General features: G+C 66.2%; 17 protein-coding genes and 1 pseudogene. 17 read left to right on the top strand and 1 reads right to left on the bottom strand.

What is annotated here, in order from left to right:
* Position 1 precedes the first annotated feature (1 nt).
* The 16 genes and pseudogenes from mobA to EET13_RS31660 form a co-directional block, all read left to right on the top strand.
* Positions 2–607 (top strand): molybdenum cofactor guanylyltransferase, encoded by a 606-nt coding sequence (gene mobA, locus EET13_RS19195; RefSeq protein ID WP_122443774.1) that lies wholly within the window; start codon positions 2–4, stop codon positions 605–607.
* A gap of 471 nt (positions 608–1,078) precedes the next feature.
* The gene (locus tag EET13_RS30515) at positions 1,079–1,261 is read left to right on the top strand and encodes a hypothetical protein (RefSeq protein ID WP_168991306.1); all 183 of its coding nucleotides are present in this window, start codon (positions 1,079–1,081) and stop codon (positions 1,259–1,261) included.
* A gap of 422 nt (positions 1,262–1,683) precedes the next feature.
* Complete coding sequence (locus EET13_RS19185) at positions 1,684–2,301, top strand: transglycosylase family protein (RefSeq protein WP_122443845.1); 618 nt, start codon at positions 1,684–1,686, stop codon at positions 2,299–2,301.
* A 113-nt stretch (positions 2,302–2,414) separates the two neighbouring features.
* Positions 2,415–3,671 carry a saccharopine dehydrogenase family protein gene (locus EET13_RS19180; RefSeq protein WP_122443773.1) on the top strand — a complete coding sequence of 419 codons (1,257 nt, stop codon included), beginning with the start codon at positions 2,415–2,417 and terminating at the stop codon, positions 3,669–3,671.
* A gap of 72 nt (positions 3,672–3,743) precedes the next feature.
* Positions 3,744–4,328: a DUF937 domain-containing protein gene (locus EET13_RS19175; RefSeq protein WP_122443772.1), complete on the top strand. Its 585-nt coding sequence runs from the start codon at positions 3,744–3,746 to the stop codon at positions 4,326–4,328.
* Positions 4,329–4,372: 44 nt separating this feature from the next.
* Complete coding sequence (locus EET13_RS19170; protein WP_122443771.1) at positions 4,373–4,993, top strand: LysM peptidoglycan-binding domain-containing protein; 621 nt, start codon at positions 4,373–4,375, stop codon at positions 4,991–4,993.
* Between the two features lie 64 nt (positions 4,994–5,057).
* Positions 5,058–7,721 (top strand): valine--tRNA ligase, encoded by a 2,664-nt coding sequence (locus tag EET13_RS19165; protein ID WP_122443770.1) that lies wholly within the window; start codon positions 5,058–5,060, stop codon positions 7,719–7,721.
* Positions 7,718–9,157 carry a bifunctional tetrahydrofolate synthase/dihydrofolate synthase gene (gene folC / locus EET13_RS19160; RefSeq protein ID WP_122443769.1) on the top strand — a complete coding sequence of 480 codons (1,440 nt, stop codon included), beginning with the start codon at positions 7,718–7,720 and terminating at the stop codon, positions 9,155–9,157. Before EET13_RS19165 ends, folC begins: the two co-directional genes overlap by 4 nt.
* Positions 9,154–9,546: a DUF4233 domain-containing protein gene (locus EET13_RS19155; protein WP_122443768.1), complete on the top strand. Its 393-nt coding sequence runs from the start codon at positions 9,154–9,156 to the stop codon at positions 9,544–9,546. Before folC ends, EET13_RS19155 begins: the two co-directional genes overlap by 4 nt.
* Before the next feature lie 58 nt (positions 9,547–9,604).
* On the top strand, positions 9,605–10,015 hold the full coding sequence (gene ndk, locus EET13_RS19150; RefSeq protein WP_122443844.1) for a nucleoside-diphosphate kinase: 411 nt from the start codon (positions 9,605–9,607) through the stop codon (positions 10,013–10,015).
* A gap of 322 nt (positions 10,016–10,337) precedes the next feature.
* Positions 10,338–13,346, top strand: a complete 3,009-nt coding sequence (rne, locus tag EET13_RS19145) for a ribonuclease E (RefSeq protein WP_122443767.1) — start codon at positions 10,338–10,340, stop codon at positions 13,344–13,346.
* A 212-nt stretch (positions 13,347–13,558) separates the two neighbouring features.
* Positions 13,559–13,870, top strand: a complete 312-nt coding sequence (rplU, locus tag EET13_RS19140) for a 50S ribosomal protein L21 (RefSeq protein ID WP_122443766.1) — start codon at positions 13,559–13,561, stop codon at positions 13,868–13,870.
* 12 nt (positions 13,871–13,882) lie between these two features.
* Positions 13,883–14,137, top strand: a complete 255-nt coding sequence (gene rpmA, locus EET13_RS19135; protein WP_122443765.1) for a 50S ribosomal protein L27 — start codon at positions 13,883–13,885, stop codon at positions 14,135–14,137.
* Positions 14,138–14,216: 79 nt separating this feature from the next.
* Positions 14,217–15,656 (top strand): GTPase ObgE, encoded by a 1,440-nt coding sequence (obgE, locus tag EET13_RS19130; RefSeq protein WP_122443764.1) that lies wholly within the window; start codon positions 14,217–14,219, stop codon positions 15,654–15,656.
* The gene (proB, locus tag EET13_RS19125) at positions 15,656–16,762 is read left to right on the top strand and encodes a glutamate 5-kinase (RefSeq protein WP_122443763.1); all 1,107 of its coding nucleotides are present in this window, start codon (positions 15,656–15,658) and stop codon (positions 16,760–16,762) included. Before obgE ends, proB begins: the two co-directional genes overlap by 1 nt.
* Positions 16,763–16,798: 36 nt before the next feature.
* Positions 16,799–16,999: pseudogene (locus EET13_RS31660) on the top strand (cytochrome P450); the annotation flags it as partial.
* On the opposite strand, the gene EET13_RS19115 reads toward EET13_RS31660, so the two are convergent.
* Positions 16,974–17,864 carry a Sir2 family NAD-dependent protein deacetylase gene (locus EET13_RS19115; protein ID WP_122443762.1) on the bottom strand — a complete coding sequence of 297 codons (891 nt, stop codon included), beginning with the start codon at positions 17,862–17,864 and terminating at the stop codon, positions 16,974–16,976. The pseudogene EET13_RS31660 and the gene EET13_RS19115 sit on opposite strands and share 26 nt — an antisense overlap.
* A gap of 72 nt (positions 17,865–17,936) precedes the next feature.
* On the opposite strand from EET13_RS19115, the gene EET13_RS19110 reads away from it, so the two are divergent.
* Entirely contained in the window at positions 17,937–19,979 is a 2,043-nt protein-coding gene (locus tag EET13_RS19110; RefSeq protein WP_122443761.1) for an NAD(+) synthase, read from the top strand.
* The last annotated feature ends 549 nt before the right edge of the window (positions 19,980–20,528 follow it).

The following is a 20,528-nucleotide window of genomic DNA, read 5'->3' as shown; positions in this document are numbered from 1 at the left end:
AATGGGCGAACAAGTGCCGGGCGCAATGTCACTGGGCGGGGTTGTCCTGGCTGGCGGGGAGTCGCGGCGGATGGGTCGTGACAAAGCCACACTGCCGCTGCCGGGAGTGACCACAACGTTGGTCGAGCACGTGGTCGGTGTCGTGGGACAGCGCTGCGAGCCGGTAATCGTGATGGCTGCACCCGGGCAACCGTTGCCCCCGTTGCAGGCCACGGTCCTGCGCGACGAAGTGCGCGGGCTCGGCCCGTTGCCGGCGACGGGGCGCGGCTTGCGCGCGGCCGCCGCGGCCGGCGCGCGGTTTGCGTTTGTGTGCGCCGTCGACATGCCTTTGCTGACAGTCGAATTGATCGATGACCTGGTGCGCCGCGCGGTGCAGACCAACGCCGAAGTGGTGCTGCCATGGGACGGTCGCAGTCACTATTTGGCCGCGGTTTATCGAACCGAGTTGGCTGATCGGGTTGATGCATTGGTTGCTGCCGGTGAACGCAAGATGAGCGCGTTTGTCGATGCATGCGACGCGCAACGGATCGTCATGCCCGATTCCGGGTCGCTGTCCAATGTCAATACGGCGGCCGAGTTGCGCATACCGGCGCAGCAACGGCGCTGACGGTCAGCTCGTAGGCTCCCCGCGTTACGGGCGCCGTGGTTTTCGGCGCATTTATTGCGGATTTGCTGTTGGTCGAATTTTGATTTATCGAAATTCGATTCTTGCGTGCGAATATCATTTCTGTCTGTTTTCTCATTCAAATGAGATTGGTGCGGGGCTGAGATTGCCTGTTGTTATGTCCGTTTGCTGACCCCGTGAAGTCTAGTTAGCTATGCCGCGTGACGTATGTTGTTGCAGCGCAGGGAAATTCGACGGCCAGCAAGCTGCGTAGTCGTTTCCGGAGCCACCGTCGGCCCTGGGTCGATGCAAGGTGATCAACGAGCGGTACGCCCCCGATCTGTTGCAATCACCAGCTGTGCCGGCTGCGGCTTGCCGGAGACGTGCGATGGCCCACTCCGGCCCCACGTACTGGGTCGTCTCCCGTGAAAGCGGTTAGGGCAACAGCTCTTTGGCTGAGTCATGAGCCGCGTCATGGCCGTCCGATCCTTCTGGCACGGTCGGTTCGCCGCCCGCTCCTTCGACACGACATATGTCGGCGGCGACGAGAAGTTGCGCATCGATGACTTGGGTCACGATGACGCGTTGACGGATCCACCGAATAGCCGGGCGACGGACAGCGGCAAATGCGTGTCGCAGCTCACAAAATCGGCGTGATTCGGCTCACCGTGTCCCCGTCGCCGCCGCTGATCGGTCCCGGCGAGAAACAGCCTTCTGACCTGCGGGGACCATTGTGCGACCACGTCGTGATTCGCTCGTTATAGAACCGAGATATCGGTTGGGCCGGGATGACGAATCCAAATCGTTATCGTACGGTGCGTTTAGTCCGGAAACGGGCAGCAATAAGTAAGCACAATTGAATCCACGGATCCCGCGTGTGAGCGGAGCTGCGGGCGGCGCCAACGAGTACAGCCGTCGCGGCGGCCGGGGATAGAAACCCCGGCGGGCAGTTCGAGCCCTCCGCTGTCGTGCCGAAACGAGACGGCACGCCTCAAAGCAGCAATTCCACCTGGACAGCGCATCCAGCCCACCGCCGTGGGCTGGCTTGCTTTGGCGCGCGCACCGCGAAAGGAACAATGTTGAAGAACGTCCGTAAGACGCTCATCGTTGCCGCGATCACAGGGACGCTCGTGACTGTGCCGTCGGGTACCGCCGCCGCGGATGAGGGCCTCGACCCGAATGCGGCGCCCGGCCCCGATGCGGTGGGCTTCGACCCGAACGTGCCTCAAGGTCCGGACACCTTTGCTCCGGGCGCCCCGGACGACGCACCGGCACCCGAGCTGGTGGGTTTCGACCCGAACGTGCCTCCACCGGCGGTCCCCGACGCCATGATCGCTCCCGTCGACCTGCCGGAGGGGCCGGCCCCGGACGCCGCACCGCCGGCGCCGGAACTAGCGGACTTCGACCCCAACATGGCGCCACCGCCGGCTCCGGATGTCCCGCCTCCGTCGCCGGCGCCCAAGGCGTACAGCGTGAACTGGGACGCCATCGCCCAATGTGAGTCGGGCGGCAACTGGGCGATCAGCACCGGTAATGGCTACTCGGGCGGGCTGCAGTTCACCGCCAGCACCTGGCATGCCAACGGCGGTGCGGGCTCGGCGGCCACCGCCAGCCGTGAGGAGCAGATCCGCGTGGCCGAGAACGTGTTGCGTACGCAGGGGATTGGCGCCTGGCCGGTCTGCGGTCGGCGCGGCTGACCACATCGTTAGGCGATATCGCCGAACTCCGGGTGCCGGGCCTGCGGGCCCGGCACCCGGAGTATTCGGGTCGCATACGGGCTGACTCCCGCACCGCGGGTAGCCTCGGGCCCGTGACCGCACCGCCGCGCGAATTCGACATCATCCTGTACGGGGCGACAGGCTTTGTCGGCAAGCTGACAGCCGCGTACCTGGCTCGAGCCGGCGGGCAGGCGCGGATTGCGCTGGCCGGTAGGTCGACCGAGCGGTTGATCGCCGTTCGCGACTCGTTGGGAGACTCGGCGCGCTCCTGGTCCGTCGTCGTCGCCGACGCCGGGTCGCCCGAGACGCTGAAGCACCTGGCCGCCCGCACCCGAGTCGTCGTCACCACGGTCGGGCCGTACCTGCGCTACGGACTGCCATTGGTGGCCGCGTGCGCCGCCGCCGGCACCGACTACGCCGACCTGACGGGCGAGCCGCCGTTCGTCCGCGAGAGCGTCGACCACTACCACAAGCAGGCCGCCGATACCGGTGCCCGGATCGTGCATGCCTGCGGTTTCGACTCGATCCCGTCAGACCTCAGCGTGTACGCCCTCTATCGCGCCGCGAATGATGACGGCGCAGGGGAACTGGGCGACACGCATTTCGTGGTGCGGTCCTTAGCCGGCGGGCTATCAGGCGGCACCATCGCGTCGCTGTTGGAAGTCCTGCGCGCCGTCTCCGCCGACCCTGAGCTGCGCCGCCAGTTCGCCGACCCGTACACCTTGAGCACCGACCGCGCCGCCGAGCCCGAATTCGGATCGCAGCCCGATCTGCCGTGGCGGCGCGGGAGTCAACTTGCCCCGGAACTGACCGGACTATGGACGGCAGGGTTCATGATGGCACCGACCAATACCAGGATCGTGCGCCGCAGTAACGCCCTGTTGGACTGGGCCTACGGCAGGCGATTCCGATACAGCGAACACATGAGCCTGGGATCGTCACTGCTGGCGCCGGTGGCGTCGGCCGTCATCAGCGGCGTCGGCAACGTGACGACCGAACTGGGCAGCCGCTATTTCCGGTTTCTGCCGCAAAGGTGGGTGGAGCGGGTTGCACCAAAACCGGGAACCGGTCCAAGCGCGGCCAGCCGCGAGCGCGGCTACTACCGGATCGAGACCTACACCACCACAACCTCGGGTGCACGATATGTGGCACGCCTGCGGCAGGACGGCGATCCCGGCTACAAGGCAACGTCGGTGCTGCTGGGGGAGTGCGGCCTGGCGTTGGCATTCGATCGTGACAAGCTCTCGGATCTGTGCGGGGTGCTGACTCCGGCCGCCGCGATGGGGGACGCGTTGCTGGCCCGCTTCCCGGCCGCCGGTGTGTGGTTGGACACCGAGCGGCTGGCCTGACCCGGTGCCGGCGTACGTCTAGGGTCGGAAGAGACGTGGCTTGATATCCGACCCCGAAGGCAGCCCGCACCAATGCCCGGTCTTGACGATCTGTACGCCCGGATCCCAATGTCTGACATCGCGCGCAAGCTGGGTGCCGACGAAGCCGAGGTCGACGCCGCGGTCCACACCCTGGTACCGGTGCTGCTCACCGGACTGCACCAGCATTCCCGCGATCCCGAACACGCCGGCCGCATCGAGTCGGCCGCCAACAGTCATGCCGCGCGTGGTCTGCTCGACGCCGGCGGCGCGCTCGATGTGGTTGACCAGCGTGGCGGAGAACAGGCGGTCGCCACGCTGTTCGCGGGCAATGACAGCGACCAGGTGGCATCGGCGCTGGCCACTGGTGGGGCCGGAAACAGAGAACTGCTGCAGCGGCTGTTGCCGCTCGTGCTCCCGATCGTATTGGCGTACCTGGGTAATCAGCTCCGGCCCGGCGGCGCCCTGCAGGGTGCCACGCTTCAGCACGAGGAAACATCCTCAGGCGGCGGTTTGGCTCAGCTGCTCGGGTGGATGCTGGGGGGCGGCAGCGACGAGACGTCCCTCGGCAGCATGCTGGGTGGTAAGGGGCGCGCGCTGGCCGACATCATCGGCGGGCTGCTCGGCGGCAAGAAGTAACCGGCGCAATCAGTCGACCGGACCGGATAACGAAAGGCAAAGGCATGTCAGACACGCTCGGTGCAGGACAGCGGCTGCAGCAAGGGGATTCGTTGGTCTCCAACAACGGTGCCTACACGTTGACCTTGCAAGAAGACGGCAACCTGGTACTGACCGCTGATGGTGCGCCGGTATGGGCCACGGCGACCGACGGCCAGAACGTGGTGCGTGCCGAGCTGCAGACCGATGGCAATTTCGTCCTGTACACGCCCGAGCGAGCGGTCTGGCACAGCGACACCATGGGCAGCAAGAACGTCAGACTGGTGCTCCAGGATGACCGCAACCTGGTGCTCTACGCAGCCGACGGCCCGGTCTGGTCGGCCGGAACCCAGACCGATACGCCGCCGGCCGATCTGCAGAAGTCTGTTGGCGCGCCGGAGGTGACCGGCACGGCACAGGCAGCCCAGCCGGTCGGGGAAGCGGCGCCCGAGCCCCTCGCACAAGTGGTTGCCGAGGAGCCAGCTCAGCCCGCCCCGCAGACTTATACCGTGGTGTCCGGTGACACCTTGTGGGGCATCGCCCAGCGCTTCTATGGTGACGGCAACAAATACCAAGTGCTGGTCGACGCCAACGCGATACCCAATCCCGACCTGATCCACCCCGGGCAAGTCATCACGATTCCGTGATCGGGGAGTAGCTGCGCATTTGGGCGATTACATCCCCGCACATGGCGGTTCCTAGAATTGACCGGTGACCGCCAGCCCCCGCTCTGATGCCGACCAGTTGCCCAAGACGTGGGACCCGGGTGCGATGGAGGGGGCCATCTACCAGAACTGGTTGGATGCCGGTTATTTCACCGCCGACCCCACCAGCGCCAAGCCTGCCTATTCGATCGTGCTGCCGCCGCCGAACGTGACCGGCAGTCTGCATATGGGCCACGCACTGGAACACACCATGATGGACGCCCTGACCCGCCGAAAACGCATGCAGGGCTACGAGGTGCTGTGGCAACCCGGCACGGACCATGCCGGTATCGCCACTCAGAGCGTGGTGGAAAAGCAGCTGGCGGTCGACGGCAAGACCAAAGAAGACTTCGGCCGGGAGCTGTTCGTCGAGAAGGTCTGGGACTGGAAGCGGGAGTCCGGCGGGGCGATCGGTGGCCAGATGCGCCGGCTCGGTGACGGAGTGGACTGGAGCCGCGACCGGTTCACCATGGACGATGGCCTGTCCCGGGCGGTGCGCACCATCTTCAAGAGGCTCTACGACGCCGGACTGATTTATCAGGCCGAGCGCCTAGTCAACTGGTCGCCGGTGCTCCAGACGGCGATCTCGGACCTGGAAGTCAACTACCTCGACGTCGAGGGCGAGCTGGTGTCGTTCCGATACGGCTCGCTCGACGACTCACAACCACACATCGTGGTGGCCACCACCCGGGTAGAGACCATGCTCGGCGACACTGCCATCGCGGTACATCCCGACGACGAGCGCTACCGCCACCTGGTCGGCACCGGCCTGCCGCACCCGTTTGTCGACCGGCAGCTGATCGTCGTCGCCGACGAGCACGTGGATCCCGGATTCGGCACTGGCGCAGTCAAAGTCACGCCCGCTCACGACCCGAACGACTTCGAGATCGGAATGCGGCACAACCTGGCGATGCCCTCGATCATGGACGTCAAGGGCAGGATTGCCGACACCGGAACACAATTCGACGGCATGGATCGATTCGAAGCACGGGTCGCGGTGCGCGAGGCACTTGCCGCCCAAGGCCGTGTCGTCGAGGAGAAGCGCCCTTACCTGCACAGCGTCGGACATTCCGAGCGTAGCGGGGAACCGATCGAACCGAGGCTGTCGCTGCAGTGGTGGGTCCGGGTGGAGTCGCTGGCCAAGGCGGCCGGCGACGCGGTGCGCAACGGCGACACGGTGATTCATCCCGCCAGCCTGGAGCCGCGCTGGTTCGCCTGGGTCGACGACATGCACGACTGGTGTATCTCCCGACAGCTGTGGTGGGGACACCGCATTCCGATCTGGTACGGGCCCAACGGCGAAAAGGTGTGTGTTGGACCGGACGAGACACCGCCGGAGGGTTGGGAGCAGGACCCCGACGTGCTGGACACCTGGTTCTCCTCGGCGCTGTGGCCATTTTCGACGCTGGGCTGGCCCGAAAAGACTGCGGAGTTGGACAAGTTTTATCCGACAAGCGTTCTGGTCACCGGTTACGACATCTTGTTCTTCTGGGTGGCGCGGATGATGATGTTCGGCACGTTCGTCGGCGGCGACGACGCCATCACCCTCGACGGCAGCCGAGGCCCCCAGGTGCCCTTCACCGATGTGTTCCTGCACGGGCTGATTCGTGACGAGTCCGGCCGCAAGATGAGCAAGTCCAAGGGTAACGTCGTCGACCCACTGGACTGGATCGACGAGTTTGGAGCGGACGCATTGCGGTTCACGCTGGCCCGCGGCGCCAGCCCCGGGGGCGATTTGGCGGTGGGCGAGGACGCCGTTCGCGCGTCGCGCAACTTCAGCACCAAGCTGTTCAACGCGACCCGCTACGCCCTCCTCAACGGTGCGGTGCCGGCGCCCTTGCCGCCGCCGGCGCAGCTGACCGATGCCGACCGCTGGATCTTGGGACGGCTGGAAGAGGTTCGCACCGAAGTGGATTCGGCCTTCGACAGCTACGAATTCAGCCGCGCCTGCGAAGCGTTGTATCACTTCGCCTGGGATGAGTTCTGCGACTGGTATGTCGAGCTGGCGAAAACCCAGCTTGCCGAGGGGCTCTCACATACCACGGCCGTTCTGGCGGCGGTGTTGGACACGCTGCTTCGGCTGCTGCATCCGGTGATTCCGTTCGTCAGCGAAGCGCTGTGGCAGGCGTTGATCGATGACGAGACTGGCAGCGAGTCCTTGGTAATCGCCGAGTGGCCGCAGCCCTCCGGCATCACGATGGATCCCGTTGCCGTGCAGCGCATCAGCGATATGCAGAAGCTGGTGACCGAGGTCCGACGATTCCGCAGCGATCAGGGTCTGGCCGATCGGCAGAAGGTGCCGGCGCGGCTGGCCGGTGTCGACGAGTCGGAGCTGACGACTCAGGTGGCTGCTGTGACATCGCTGGCGTGGCTCACCGCTGCGGGTCCGGATTTCCGCCCTTCGGTGTCATTGGAGGTTCGGCTGAGCCGCGGGACGGTTGTCGTCGAACTCGATACCTCCGGCACGATCGACGTGGCCGCTGAGCGCCGTCGTCTGGAAAAGGAATTGGCCGCCGCGCAAAAGGAGCTCGCGTCAACCGGCGCCAAACTGGCGAACGCGGAGTTTTTGGCCAAGGCACCCGAAGCTGTCGTCGACAAGATCCGCGACCGGCAGCGGCTGGCGCAAGAGGAAACCGATCGCATCACAGCCAGACTGGCTGCACTGCAATGAGTTTCGAGCAGCTCGACCAGCCTTCCGGCGGTGAGGCCCCCACGCCTGACGAGATCGCGTCCCTGTTGCAGGTCGAGCACCTGTTGGACCAGCGCTGGCCGGAGACTCGCATTGAGCCGAGCCTGACCAGGATCAGCGCGTTGCTGGACCTGCTCGGTTCACCGCAGCTCAGCTATCCCTCGATTCACATCGCCGGCACCAATGGCAAGACTTCGGTGGCGCGGATGGTCGACTCCCTGGTTACCGCATTGCAGCAACGCACCGGACGAACCACCAGCCCGCATCTGCAGTCGGTGGTCGAACGGATTTCGATTGACGGAAAGCCCATCAGCCCGGCGCGGTACGTGGCGACGTACCGAGAAATCGAGCCGTTCGTGCAGATGATCGATCAGCAGTCTCAGGCCGCGAACGGGCCGGCAATGAGCAAGTTCGAGGTGCTCACCGCGATGGCCTTCGCCGCGTTCGCCGACGCACCCGTCGACGTCGCGGTGATCGAGGTGGGCATGGGTGGTCGATGGGACGCCACCAACGTCATCAACGCGCCCGTGGCCGTGATCACCCCGATCAGCAGGGACCATGTCGACTACCTCGGTCACGACATCGCCGGGATCGCGGGTGAAAAGGCGGGCATCATCCGTCGGGCCGCCGAGGGCTCGCCCGACACGGTGGCGGTCATCGCGCGCCAGCGCCCGGAAGCCATGGAAGTGCTGCTGGGTCAGGCAGTGCGCGCTGACGCCGCGGTCGCACGGGAGGATTCGGAGTTCGCGGTGTTGGGCCGCCAGGTCGCCGTCGGTGGTCAGGTGCTGCAATTGCAGGGCCTCGGCGGGGTGTACTCCGACATCTATCTGCCGCTGCACGGTGAACACCAGGCGCACAACGCGGCGGTGGCACTGGCCGCGGTCGAGGCCTTCTTCGGAGCGGGGGCACAGCGTCAGCTCGACGTCGAGGCGGTGCGCGCCGGCTTCGCCGCGGCCACCAGTCCCGGCCGGCTGGAGCGCATGCGCAGCGCGCCGACGGTGTTCATCGACGCCGCGCATAATCCGGCCGGGGCAATGGCGCTGGCGCAGACGCTGGCCGGCGAGTTCGACTTCCGGTATCTGGCCGGAGTGGTCAGCGTGCTGGCCGACAAGGACGTGCACGGCATTCTGCAGGCCTTGGAGCCGGTGTTCGATTCCGTCGTGGTGACCCACAACGGCTCACCACGGGCGCTGGATGTCGAGTCGCTGGCGACCGCGGCCCGGGAGCCGTTCGGCGCCGATCGGGTGTTCACCGCCGCGAATCTGCGTGATGCCATCGATACGGCAACGGCACTGGTCGATGAGGCGGTTGCGGCGGGAGCCGACGTGGGTTCGTTCTCCGGTTCCGGGATCGTCGTCACCGGATCGGTCGTCACCGCCGGAGCCGCCCGCAGTCTGTTTGGACGTGACCCGGAATGAGCGGCCAGTCGCACGAGCCGGCAGACACACCGCGAGCGGACCCGTGGCAGAGCTTCGGTGCGGTCATGGCCGTGACACTGCTGCTCGAGGCGATCGTGGTGCTGCTGGCCATCCCCGTGGTGGGGGCAGTGGGCGGCGGGCTGAGTTCGGCGTCGCTGACTTATCTGATCGGGCTGGCGGCAGCATTGATCCTGCTTGCCGGGCTGCAACGCAAACCGTGGGCGATCTGGGTGAACCTCGGCGTGCAGCTGGTGCTGCTCGCCGGGTTCGCCGTGTATCCGGGCGTCGGCTTCATCGGTGTGCTGTTCACCGGGGTTTGGGTGTTGATCGCTTACTTCCGATCCGAGGTCCGCAGGCGCGAGCGACGGGAAGCGCCGCCGTCGGGCTAAACGGGGTCACGGGTGCCAGGTGGGCATTCGGCCCGCCGGTGACCTACTGTTAGCCACCGTGACTGAACGGACTCTCGTACTGATCAAGCCCGACGGTGTGCAACGCCAACTGATCGGCGAGATCATCAGCCGCATCGAGCGCAAGGGCCTGACCATCGCGGCGCTGGAGCTCAGAAACGTCAACGACGAGCTCGCCGGCCGCCACTACGCCGAGCACGAAGGTAAGCCATTCTTCGGTTCCTTGCTCGAGTTCATCACGTCGGGGCCGGTCGTGGCCGCCGTTGTGGAGGGGCCGCGAGCAGTCACGGCGTTTCGTCAACTCGCCGGTGGCACTGACCCGGTCGACAAGGCCACGCCGGGCACCATCCGGGGTGATTTTGGTTTGGAAACCCAGTTCAACCTGGTGCACGGCTCCGACTCGATCGAGTCGGCGCAGCGCGAAATCGCGCTCTGGTTTCCCAGCGCTTAGCCGGTGATGAGCCGGTGATGAGCCGGTTTCGCCGGTATGCAGCTCAGACCGGGGTGATCCGGCCGAGTGATATGGGATACTGACTGCGGGTGAACGTCGTCGGACCGGCGTCGAACACCCGAATGAAGACTTCGGCAAGCGCGACCATCGCCATCCGATGGGGCGCGGCGTGTCAAGCCGTCATTCAGCACGGCGCCGAGTTCGCTCGCCCGAGCGGCTCGGAGCAAGACCATCACAAGCCCGGGAGAAGTGACCCGGGCACATAGCGGAGCCCTCGCGTGGCCGCGTCGAAACGACGCGCCCGGGGGCTTGAGGAGAATACGTGGTAGACGGTGCCCCATCTTCAGACCCAAGAGACCCGACACAGCGTGAGGAACTGCCGGACCGCCTGAGAGTCCATTCACTGGCACGAACGCTGGGAACCAGCAGCAGGCGGGTGCTTGACGCCCTGAACGCGCTGGACGGGCGAATCCGCAGCGCACATTCGAGCGTGGACCGGGTCGATGCCGTCCGGGTGCGCGACCTACTAGCCGAACGGCCCTCCGAAGGACCCTCCGACGAAACGGAACACGCCGCGCCCGGTGTCGGCGAGGCGGCTGCTGCGCCCGAGGAATCCGAGGCGCCCCCGGAACCCGAATCCCGGCTGCTGCTGGAAACGCATGAGACGGTGCAGGTCGTCGAGACGTGGGTGGAGCGGCCCCACTACCTGCCCCTGTTTGTCGCGCCGCAGCCGATTCCCGAGCCGAGCGATGACGACGACACCGACGACACCGACGACACCGACGATATCGACGATATCGACGACACCGCCGAAGACTCAGACGACGAGCAAGAGCAAATCGACCGGCCGAGCGGCCGGCGCCGCCGACGCGGCCGTCGTGGTCGTGGCCGCGGACGTGGCGAACAGGGCGGATCCGACGGGCTCGGCCACGCCGGTGACGACGGTGATGAGGTCGAGCAGAAGACGGATGCGGATTCCGGGCGAAGCGATGACGACGGCGATCAAGACTCCGATGACACCGACACCGACGCCGGCGACGAAGACAACGGTTCGGCAGAGGGCGGCAGCCGTCGTCGCCGGCGGCGCAGACGGCGCAAGTCGGGTTCCGGAGATGACGGTGACGAGGGCCCGTCGCCCGATGATCCGCCCAACACCGTCGTGCACGAGCGCGCGCCGCGCAACGGGGGCGGTTCCGGAGACGGCGAATCCAGCGGTAACGAGATCAAGGGCATCGACGGCTCCACCCGGCTGGAAGCCAAACGGCAACGCCGCCGGGATGGCCGCGATGCCGGCCGGCGTCGCCCACCGGTACTGACCGAGGCCGAATTCCTGGCCAGGCGTGAAGCCGTCGAGCGCGTGATGGTGGTGCGTGACCGGGTCCGCACCGAGCCGCCGCAGCCGGGTGCCCGCTACACCCAGATCGCCGTGCTGGAAGACGGGATCGTCGTCGAACACTTCGTGACGTCGGCGGCTTCAGCTTCTCTGGTGGGCAACATCTACCTGGGCATTGTGCAGAACGTGCTGCCATCGATGGAGGCCGCCTTCATCGACATCGGTCGTGGCCGCAACGGGGTGCTCTATGCCGGTGAAGTCAACTGGGATGCCGCGGGTCTGGGCGGGGCGGACCGCAAGATCGAACAAGCCCTCAAACCTGGTGACTACGTCGTCGTTCAGGTCAGTAAGGACCCGGTAGGCCACAAGGGTGCACGGCTGACCACGCAGGTGTCGTTGGCCGGCCGCTATCTGGTCTATGTGCCGGGCGCGTCGTCGACTGGGATCAGTCGCAAGCTGCCCGACACCGAGCGTCAGCGACTCAAGGAGATCTTGCGTGAGGTGGTGCCGTCCGACGCGGGGGTGATCATCCGCACCGCGTCCGAGGGGGTCAAAGAGGGCGACATCCGCGCCGACGTCACCCGGTTGCAAGAGCGCTGGCAGCAGATCGAAGCCAAAGCTGCCGAGGTCAAGCAAAAGGCGGCCGGCGCTGCGGTGGCGCTCTACGAAGAGCCGGATGTGCTGGTCAAGGTTATTCGCGACTTGTTCAATGAGGATTTCGCCGGGCTCATCGTTTCCGGTGACGAAGCCTGGACCACGATTAACGACTACGTGAATTCCGTTGCGCCCGATCTGGTTTCGAAGTTGACCAAATACGAGCCGGCGGAGCTTTCCGGGGGCCAGCCGCCGCCCGATGTGTTCGCGGTGCATCGTATCGACGAGCAGCTGGCCAAGGCGATGGACCGCAAGGTGTGGCTGCCGTCGGGCGGGACGCTGGTGATCGACCGGACCGAGGCCATGACGGTGATCGACGTCAACACGGGTAAGTTCACCGGCTCTGGGGGCAATCTCGAGCAGACCGTCACCAAGAACAACCTGGAGGCGGCCGAAGAGATCGTGCGTCAGCTGCGGTTGCGTGACATCGGCGGCATCGTCGTCATCGACTTCATCGACATGGTGCTGGAATCCAACCGCGACCTGGTGCTGCGGCGGCTGACCGAGGCGCTGGCCCGCGACCGCACCCGTCACCAGGTGTCCGAGGTGACCTCGCTGGGCTTGGTGCAGCTGACCCGCAAACGTCTGGGAACCGGCCTGATCGAGGCCTTCTCGACATCGTGTCCCCAGTGCAGCGGTCGCGGGATCCTGGTGCAGGCCGATCCGGTGGATTCGGGAGCGGCGCCCGGGCGAAAGTCGGACTCCGGGGGCCGGCGCAACAGGCGATCGAAGAAGAGTCGCGCCGAAGAGCCCGGTGAGAAAGCGATCGTGGCCAAGGTCCCCGCTCACGCTCCCGGCGAGCATCCGATGTTCAAAGCGATGGCCGCAGGCTCGTCCCTGGGGCCGGATCGCGGGGACGGCGAACCCGAGGAGTCCGGCGCGGAACTCGCGGTTGGGGTCGTCGAAGAGACCGCGATAGGGGTCTCCGACGACATAGCTGACCTCGACGACAACGGCGAGTCCGGCGACTCCGACGAGATCGAAGACTTCGAGGACACCGACACCGACGAAGACACCGACGAAGACACCGACGAAGACGGTGACGAGGACGGTGACGAAGATACCGACGAGGACGGCGACGAAGACAGCGACGAGGATGAAGAGCTCGATGACGAGGAGCTCGATGACGACGACGAGCTCGATGACGACGACCTGGGCGACGACGACCTCGATGACGATCTCGACGTCGACGATTCCGACACCGACGATGAGGACATCGATTCCGAGCCCGGGGACAGCGCCGACGGCCCGCCTGGTCCCGTCGGGATGGCCTCGTTGCCGGAACGTCCGCGTCGGCGACGGGCGGCGGGCAGGCCGGCCGGCCCGCCGATCCATGTGGACTGAACGCTACAACTGCGCGCCGGTTTGACCCTGTAGCTGCTGGTCACGTAACCTGGGTCAGTTGTCGGCAGGCTGCCAGCCTACGACGGCGATACGGTCCAATCGCGCCTCCGGTGGCGCTGTGTGCCGAATCGCGAACCAGACCCGCACGCGTAAGCAACCGGTGGCGCGTGCCCGCAAATGTAAGCGCGACAACGAGCAGAGGTGCACCCACGATGGCGACCTACGCAATCGTCAAGACCGGCGGAAAGCAATACAAGGTTGCCGTCGGAGACGTGGTCAAGGTCGAGAAGCTCGAATCCGACCCCGGGGCGAACGTGTCGCTGCCGGTCGCCCTGGTCGTCGACGGGGCCACCGTCACCACCGATGCCAAGGCACTGGCCAAGGTCGCGGTGACCGGCGAGGTGCTCGAGCACGTCAAGGGTCCCAAGATCCGTATCCACAAGTTCAAGAACAAGACCGGTTACCACAAGCGGCAGGGCCACCGTCAGCAGCTGACGGTCCTGAAAGTCACCGGCATCAAATAGCGGAGGCGACAAATGGCACACAAGAAGGGCGCTTCCAGCTCGCGCAACGGTCGTGACTCGGCCGCGCAGCGGCTGGGTGTCAAGCGGTTCGGCGGCCAGGTCGTCCAGGCCGGTGAGATCCTCGTTCGCCAGCGTGGCACCAAATTTCATCCCGGCATCAATGTCGGCCGCGGCGGGGATGACACGCTGTTCGCCAAGGCGGGCGGTGCGGTCGAGTTCGGCATCAAGCGTGGGCGCAAGACCGTCAACATCGTGCCGCAGTCCTAAGCGCTTCCCGCGCGTAACGCAGGGGCGGTCACACGGGCTTTTGTCCGCCTTGGTGTTACATCCGAAGGATTGGTAGCCGATGCCTCGGTTCGTCGATCGAGTCGTCGTGCACGTGCGGGCGGGTTCGGGCGGTAACGGCTGCGCCTCGGTTCATCGGGAAAAATTCAAGCCGCTGGGCGGTCCCGACGGCGGCAACGGCGGGCGCGGCGGCAGCATCGTCTTCGTGGTGGACTCGCAGGTGCACACCCTGCTCGACTTCCATTTCCATCCCCACATCAACGCGCCATCGGGCAAACCCGGCATGGGCAGCAACCGCGACGGCGCCGCGGGCACCGACCTGGAGGTCAAGGTGCCCGACGGCACCGTTGTGCTGGACGAAACCGGGCGGTTGCTGGCCGATCTGGTCGGTGCCGGCACCCGCTTTGCGGCCGCCGCTGGTGGCCGCGGAGGGTTGGGCAACGCCGCGCTGGCGTCGCGTGCCCGCAAAGCACCGGGGTTCGCCTTGCTCGGCGAACCCGGACAATCGCGGGATCTCACCCTCGAACTCAAGACCGTTGCCGACGTCGGACTCATCGGGTTCCCGTCGGCCGGGAAGTCGTCGCTGGTGTCGGTCGTTTCGGCGGCCAAACCCAAAATCGCCGACTACCCGTTCACCACCCTCGTGCCCAACCTCGGGGTGGTTTCGGCGGGCGAACACGCATTCACGGTGGCCGACGTGCCCGGCTTGATCCCGGGCGCGGCCCAGGGCCGCGGGCTGGGCCTGGATTTCCTGCGGCACATCGAGCGCTGCGCGGTGCTGGTACATGTTGTGGACTGCGCGACCAACGACCCCGGCCGCGACCCGATCTCCGACATCGACGCGCTGGAAGCCGAACTTGCGGCTTACACACCCACGTTGAGGGGTGATTCGGTGTTGGACGATCTCACCGAACGGCCCCGGGCGGTGGTGCTCAACAAGATCGACGTCCCCGAGGCCCGCGAACTGGCCGAGTTCGTTCGCGACGAGATCGCCCAGCGCGGTTGGCCGGTCTTCCTGGTGTCCACCGTCACCCGGGAAAACCTGCAGCCGTTGATCTTCGGGCTGTGGCACATGATGGCGCGGTACAACGCCGCACGGCCTCAGGTGGTGCCGCGACGGCCGGTGATTCGCCCCGTGCCCATCGACGACAGTGGTTTCGAGGTGCGGCCCGACGGACACGGCGGTTTCGTGGTGACCGGTGCCCGGCCCGAGCGCTGGATCGGCCAGACCGACTTCGACAACGACGAGGCCGTCGGCTATCTCGCGGACCGCCTGGCGCGCCTGGGTGTCGAGGACGAGTTGTTGCGGCTAGGTGCTCAGCCAGGGTGTGCGGTGACGATCGGTGAGATGACCTTCGACTGGGAGCCGCAAACTCCCGCGGGCGGTCACGTCACGATGTCAGGCCGGGGCACCGACGCGCGTCTGGAGCGCAACGAGCGGGTCGGCGCCGCCGAACGCAAGGCGGCCCGCCGGCAGCGACGTGAACGCGGTGAGAGCTGATGACCAGTGCCCACCGGGAAGCCATCCGGGCCGCACGCAGCCTCGTCGTCAAGGTCGGCACGACGGCGCTGACCACCCCGTCCGGCATGTTCGACGCCGGCCGGCTGGCCGACTTGGCCGACGCTATCGAGGCGCGGATGAAGGCGGGCACCGACGTCGTCATCGTATCTTCGGGCGCGATCGCCGCCGGCCTCGAGCCACTCGGATTACCCCGCCGCCCAAGGGATTTGGCGACCAAGCAAGCTGCGGCCAGTGTGGGGCAGGTGGCGCTGGTGAACTCGTGGAGCGCGGCGTTCGCCCGCTACGGGCGCACAGTCGGGCAGGTGCTGCTGACCGCCCACGATATTTCCATGCGGGTGCAGCATACCAACGCCCAGCGCACCCTGGACCGGTTGCGGGCACTGCATGCGGTGGCGATCGTCAACGAGAACGACACGGTGGCCACCAACGAAATCCGTTTCGGTGACAACGATCGGCTCTCGGCCCTGGTAGCCCACCTGGTGGGTGCCGAGGCGCTGGTGCTGCTGTCCGACATCGACGGCCTCTACGAGGCGGACCCGCGAAAACACCAGGGGGCGCGGTTCATTCCCGAGGTGTCCGGTGTCGCCGATCTGGACGGGGTTGTCGCCGGGCGCAGCAGTCACCTCGGTACCGGCGGGATGGCGTCCAAGGTCTCGTCGGCGCTACTGGCAGCCGATGCGGGGATGCCGGTGCTGCTGGCCCTCGCAACGGACGCGGCGACGGCGCTCAGCGACGCGTCGGTGGGCACTGTCTTCGCGCCGCGTCCGGGGCGCATGTCGGCGCGGCGGTTCTGGGTACGGTATGCCGCCGAGGCCGCGGGCTGGCTGACCCTGGACTCGGGTGCGGTGCGGGCCGTCGTGCGGCAGCGCCGGTCGCTGCTGCCGGCTGGCATCACCGCGGTATCGGGCAAGTTTTTCGCCGGTGACGTTGTCGAACTCCGTGGACCCGATGCGGCCACCGTGGCCCGCGGTGTGGTTGCCTACGACGCGGCCGAGCTTGCCTCGATGATGGGCCGGTCCACCTCGGAGTTGCCCGGTGAACTGCGCCGGCCCGCGGTGCATGCCGACGACTTGGTGCCCGTTTGACCTGAGGTGGCCTAAGCACCTCTGAGAGACAGCCACGATGTGTTCGTGCGTCCAGAGCGCTTCGAGCTAGGCCGTAGTCCCAAGCCGCACGCGGGTTTCGGAGGGTGGCGCGTGCACTTTTGCCTGGGGGCTCATGTGGCCAGGACGCAGCTACACGCCATTTTCGGTGAGCTGTTGCGTCAAATGCCCGACATCCAGAAGCGGTGCCGGCCTAGGCCGGGCAGCTTCGTGCACGCTTATCCGCACCATGCTCGGCATCTTCTGCTGGGCGGCCGGTCGCCAGCTCAGCGGCCAACCCGGTCAGCGTCTCCGAGCAGCCGCCGTCGATCTTCAGCCTGGCCGCGTCGTCGCCGCGGGTAGGTCCACGGTTGACGACGGCGATCGGGATCGCGAGGGCCGCGGCGCGGCGCACGAATCGGTAGCCGGAGTACACCGTCAGCGACGAGCCGGCGACCAGCAGGGCCTCGGCCCGATCAACCAGTGAGTAGGCTTGAGCCACAAGTTTTTTGGGCACGTTTTCGCCGAAGTAGACGATGTCGGGTTTGAGTATTCCGGTGCAGCACGGGCAATCGAGGTAGCGAAACGATGCGGTGTCTGCGGCCGAGGCGATGACGGCGTCCGCGTCGGGAGCCACCGCCAATCCGCCGACCGCCGCGGCGCGCTCGATGAACCCGGGGTTGAGCGCTTCCAGCTGCTGGGCCAGCGCGGCCCGGCTCATGGTGTAACCGCAACTCAGGCAGACCACCTGCGCATAGGTGCCGTGCAGATTGACCACGTCGCGGCTGCCGGCCTTGGTGTGCAGCAGATCGACGTTCTGGGTGATCACGCCCGACACCACCCCGGCCCGCTCCAAGGCGGCCAATGCCCGATGTCCGGCATTGGGCACGGTGTCGTCCATGTGCCGCCAGCCGCAGTGATTGCGTGCCCAGTATCGCCGGCGAAACGCCGGATCCGAGGTGAACTGGCCGATGGTCATGGGATTGCTCGGCGGTGAGTCGGGTCCTCGGTAATCGGGTATGCCCGAGTCGGTGGAAATCCCCGCGCCCGTGAGCACCGCGACCCGGCGACCGGCCAGTAGCGCGACGAGTTCGGGGGATTCCACCCAACCGAGGGTAGGGCTCCGCTAACACCCCGTCACCCGATCCAGATGGCGATACCGCGACAATGGAGGGCAATGAGCTTCTATTCCGCATACCGGCACGGGTTCGTGCGCGTCGCCGCGTGCACGCACCACACCACCATCGGCGATCCCGAGGCCAACGCCGCCTCGGTGTTGGGCCTGGCCCGCCAGTGCCACGACGACGGCGTTGCCCTGGCGGTGTTTCCGGAACTGACGTTGTCCGGCTATTCGATCGAGGACATCCTGCTGCAGGATGTCTTGCTCGAGGCCGTCGAGGATGCACTGCGCGACGTGGTGGCGCACTCCGCCGACCTGCTGCCCGTCCTGGTGGTCGGTGCGCCGCTGCGCTATCGGCACCGCATCTACAACACCGCGGTCGTTGTCCATCGCGGCCGCGTGCTGGGTGTGGTTCCGAAGTCCTACCTGCCCACCTACCGGGAGTTCTACGAGCACCGCCAGGTCGCGGCCGGCGACGACGAGCGCGGCAGCATGCGGATCTGCGGATCGGATGTGCCGTTCGGGCCGGATCTGCTCTTCATCGCGTCGGACCTGCCCGGCTTCGTCCTGCACGTGGAGATCTGCGAGGACATGTTTGTCCCGGTCCCGCCCAGCGCCGAGGCGGCTCTGGCGGGTGCGACCGTATTGGCCAACCTGTCCGGAAGCCCGATCACGATCGGGCGCGCCGAGGACCGCTGCTTGCTGGCCCGGTCCGCGTCGTCGCGTTGCCTGGCGGCCTATGTCTATGCCGCGGCGGGAGAGGGCGAGTCGACGACGGACTTGGCGTGGGACGGCCAGACGATGATCTGGGAGAACGGGGTGCTGCTGGCGCAATCCGAGCGTTTCCCCAAGGGCGAGCGCCGTTCGGTCGCCGACGTGGACACCGAGTTGCTCCGCTCGGAGCGGCTGCGGATGGGCACCTTCGACGACAACCGGCGCCATCACCGGGCAGCAGTGGAGTCGTTCCGGCGCATTGAGTTCCGCGTCGATCCGCCCACCGGTGACATCGGGTTGCGGCGGAACGTCGAGCGGTTCCCGTTCGTGCCGGCCGATGCGCGACGGCTGCAACAGGATTGCTACGAGGCCTACAACATCCAGGTATCCGGTCTGGAACAGCGGCTGCGGGCACTGCACTACCCGAAGGTGGTCATCGGCGTCTCCGGGGGCCTGGACTCCACACACGCGCTGATTGTCGCGGCCCGCGCGATGGACCGCGAAGAACGCCCGCGCAGCGACATTCTGGCGTTCACCCTGCCCGGCTTCGCCACCGGCGAGCGCACCAAGACCAACGCGGTCAAGCTGGCGCGGGCGCTGGGGGCCACGTTCGAGGAAATCGATATTCGCGACACTGCGGCGCTGATGCTCAACGAGATGGGTCATCCGTTCGCGCGCGGTGAAAAGGTCTACGACGTCACATTCGAGAACGTGCAGGCCGGTCTGCGCACCGATTACCTGTTCCGCATTGCCAACCAGCGCGGCGGAATCGTCCTGGGCACCGGCGATCTGTCCGAGCTGGGGCTGGGCTGGTCGACATACGGTGTCGGCGACCAGATGTCGCACTACAACGTCAATGCCGGGGTGCCCAAGACGCTGATCCAGCATCTGATCCGCTGGGTCATCACCTCGGGTGAATTCGACGAGCACGTGGGCGAGGTGCTGCAGTCGGTGCTCGACACCGAGATCACCCCGGAGCTGGTTCCCAGCGGCGAAGAGGAGGAGCTGCAGAGCAGCGAAGCGAAGGTCGGACCCTTTGCTCTGCAGGACTTCTCGCTGTTCCACGTGTTGCGCTTCGGGTTCCGGCCGTCGAAGATCGCGTTTCTGGCCTGGCATGCGTGGCATGATTCCGAACTCGGCACGTGGCCGCCCGGCTTCCCGCACGACAAACGCCCGTCCTACTCCCTGTCCGAGATCCGGCATTGGCTGCAGGTTTTCGTCGATCGGTTTTATTCGTTCAGCCAGTTCAAACGCTCGGCATTGCCCAACGGCCCCAAGGTGTCGCACGGGGGAGCGTTGTCTCCACGCGGGGATTGGCGCGCGCCGTCGGATATGTCGGCTCGGACGTGGCTCGATCAGATCGAGCAGGAAGTGCCACAAGACTGAACACGACTCATTCGGTAATGGGGTGAGCCGTTGCGTGAGGTCTGTGGCAGGAAAGTCTGGTAGCCGGCGGGATGGCTCCAGAATGCCTGCACGGCGTGACTTTTCAGGCCTCAAGGCCCGGCGGACGGCTGCAGCCGATTGTTCGCCCGCGACAAGCGTCAGATCGACGTAATAGACAAGCTGGGCGTTTCGGCGCAGACTGCATAGCGCTGACACCGAATCCAGGGTCAACCGGGTCGGATACAACTACGACCTGTGTCTTGTCTTGCTCCCATACGGGACTTTCTCCATCTGCGGATCCCTGTAATCCCTTGTGTCACTGTGGTTTCAGTGGTCACATGACGGCGATTGTTGTCGGTGGTTGTTCGTAGAGTTTCAGGCATGGGTTCGAGCAGTCGTGAAGACATCGTCGGGGTCTTCAACGCGCTCGACGCGGATCTGGATCGTTTGTGTGAGTTGTCTTTTGACGTGCTCACCACCCCCGAGCGAATGCGCGCCCTGGAGCGCCTGGAAAGCTTGGCGCGCCGGCTGCGGACACCGCAGCACACG

It is taken from the genome of Mycobacterium attenuatum, assembly GCF_900566085.1.
Taxonomy (GTDB): Bacteria; Actinomycetota; Actinomycetes; order Mycobacteriales; family Mycobacteriaceae; genus Mycobacterium; species Mycobacterium attenuatum.
Note: the sequence above shows the minus strand (reverse complement) of the source record. Positions and strands in the feature narration are given on the sequence as shown.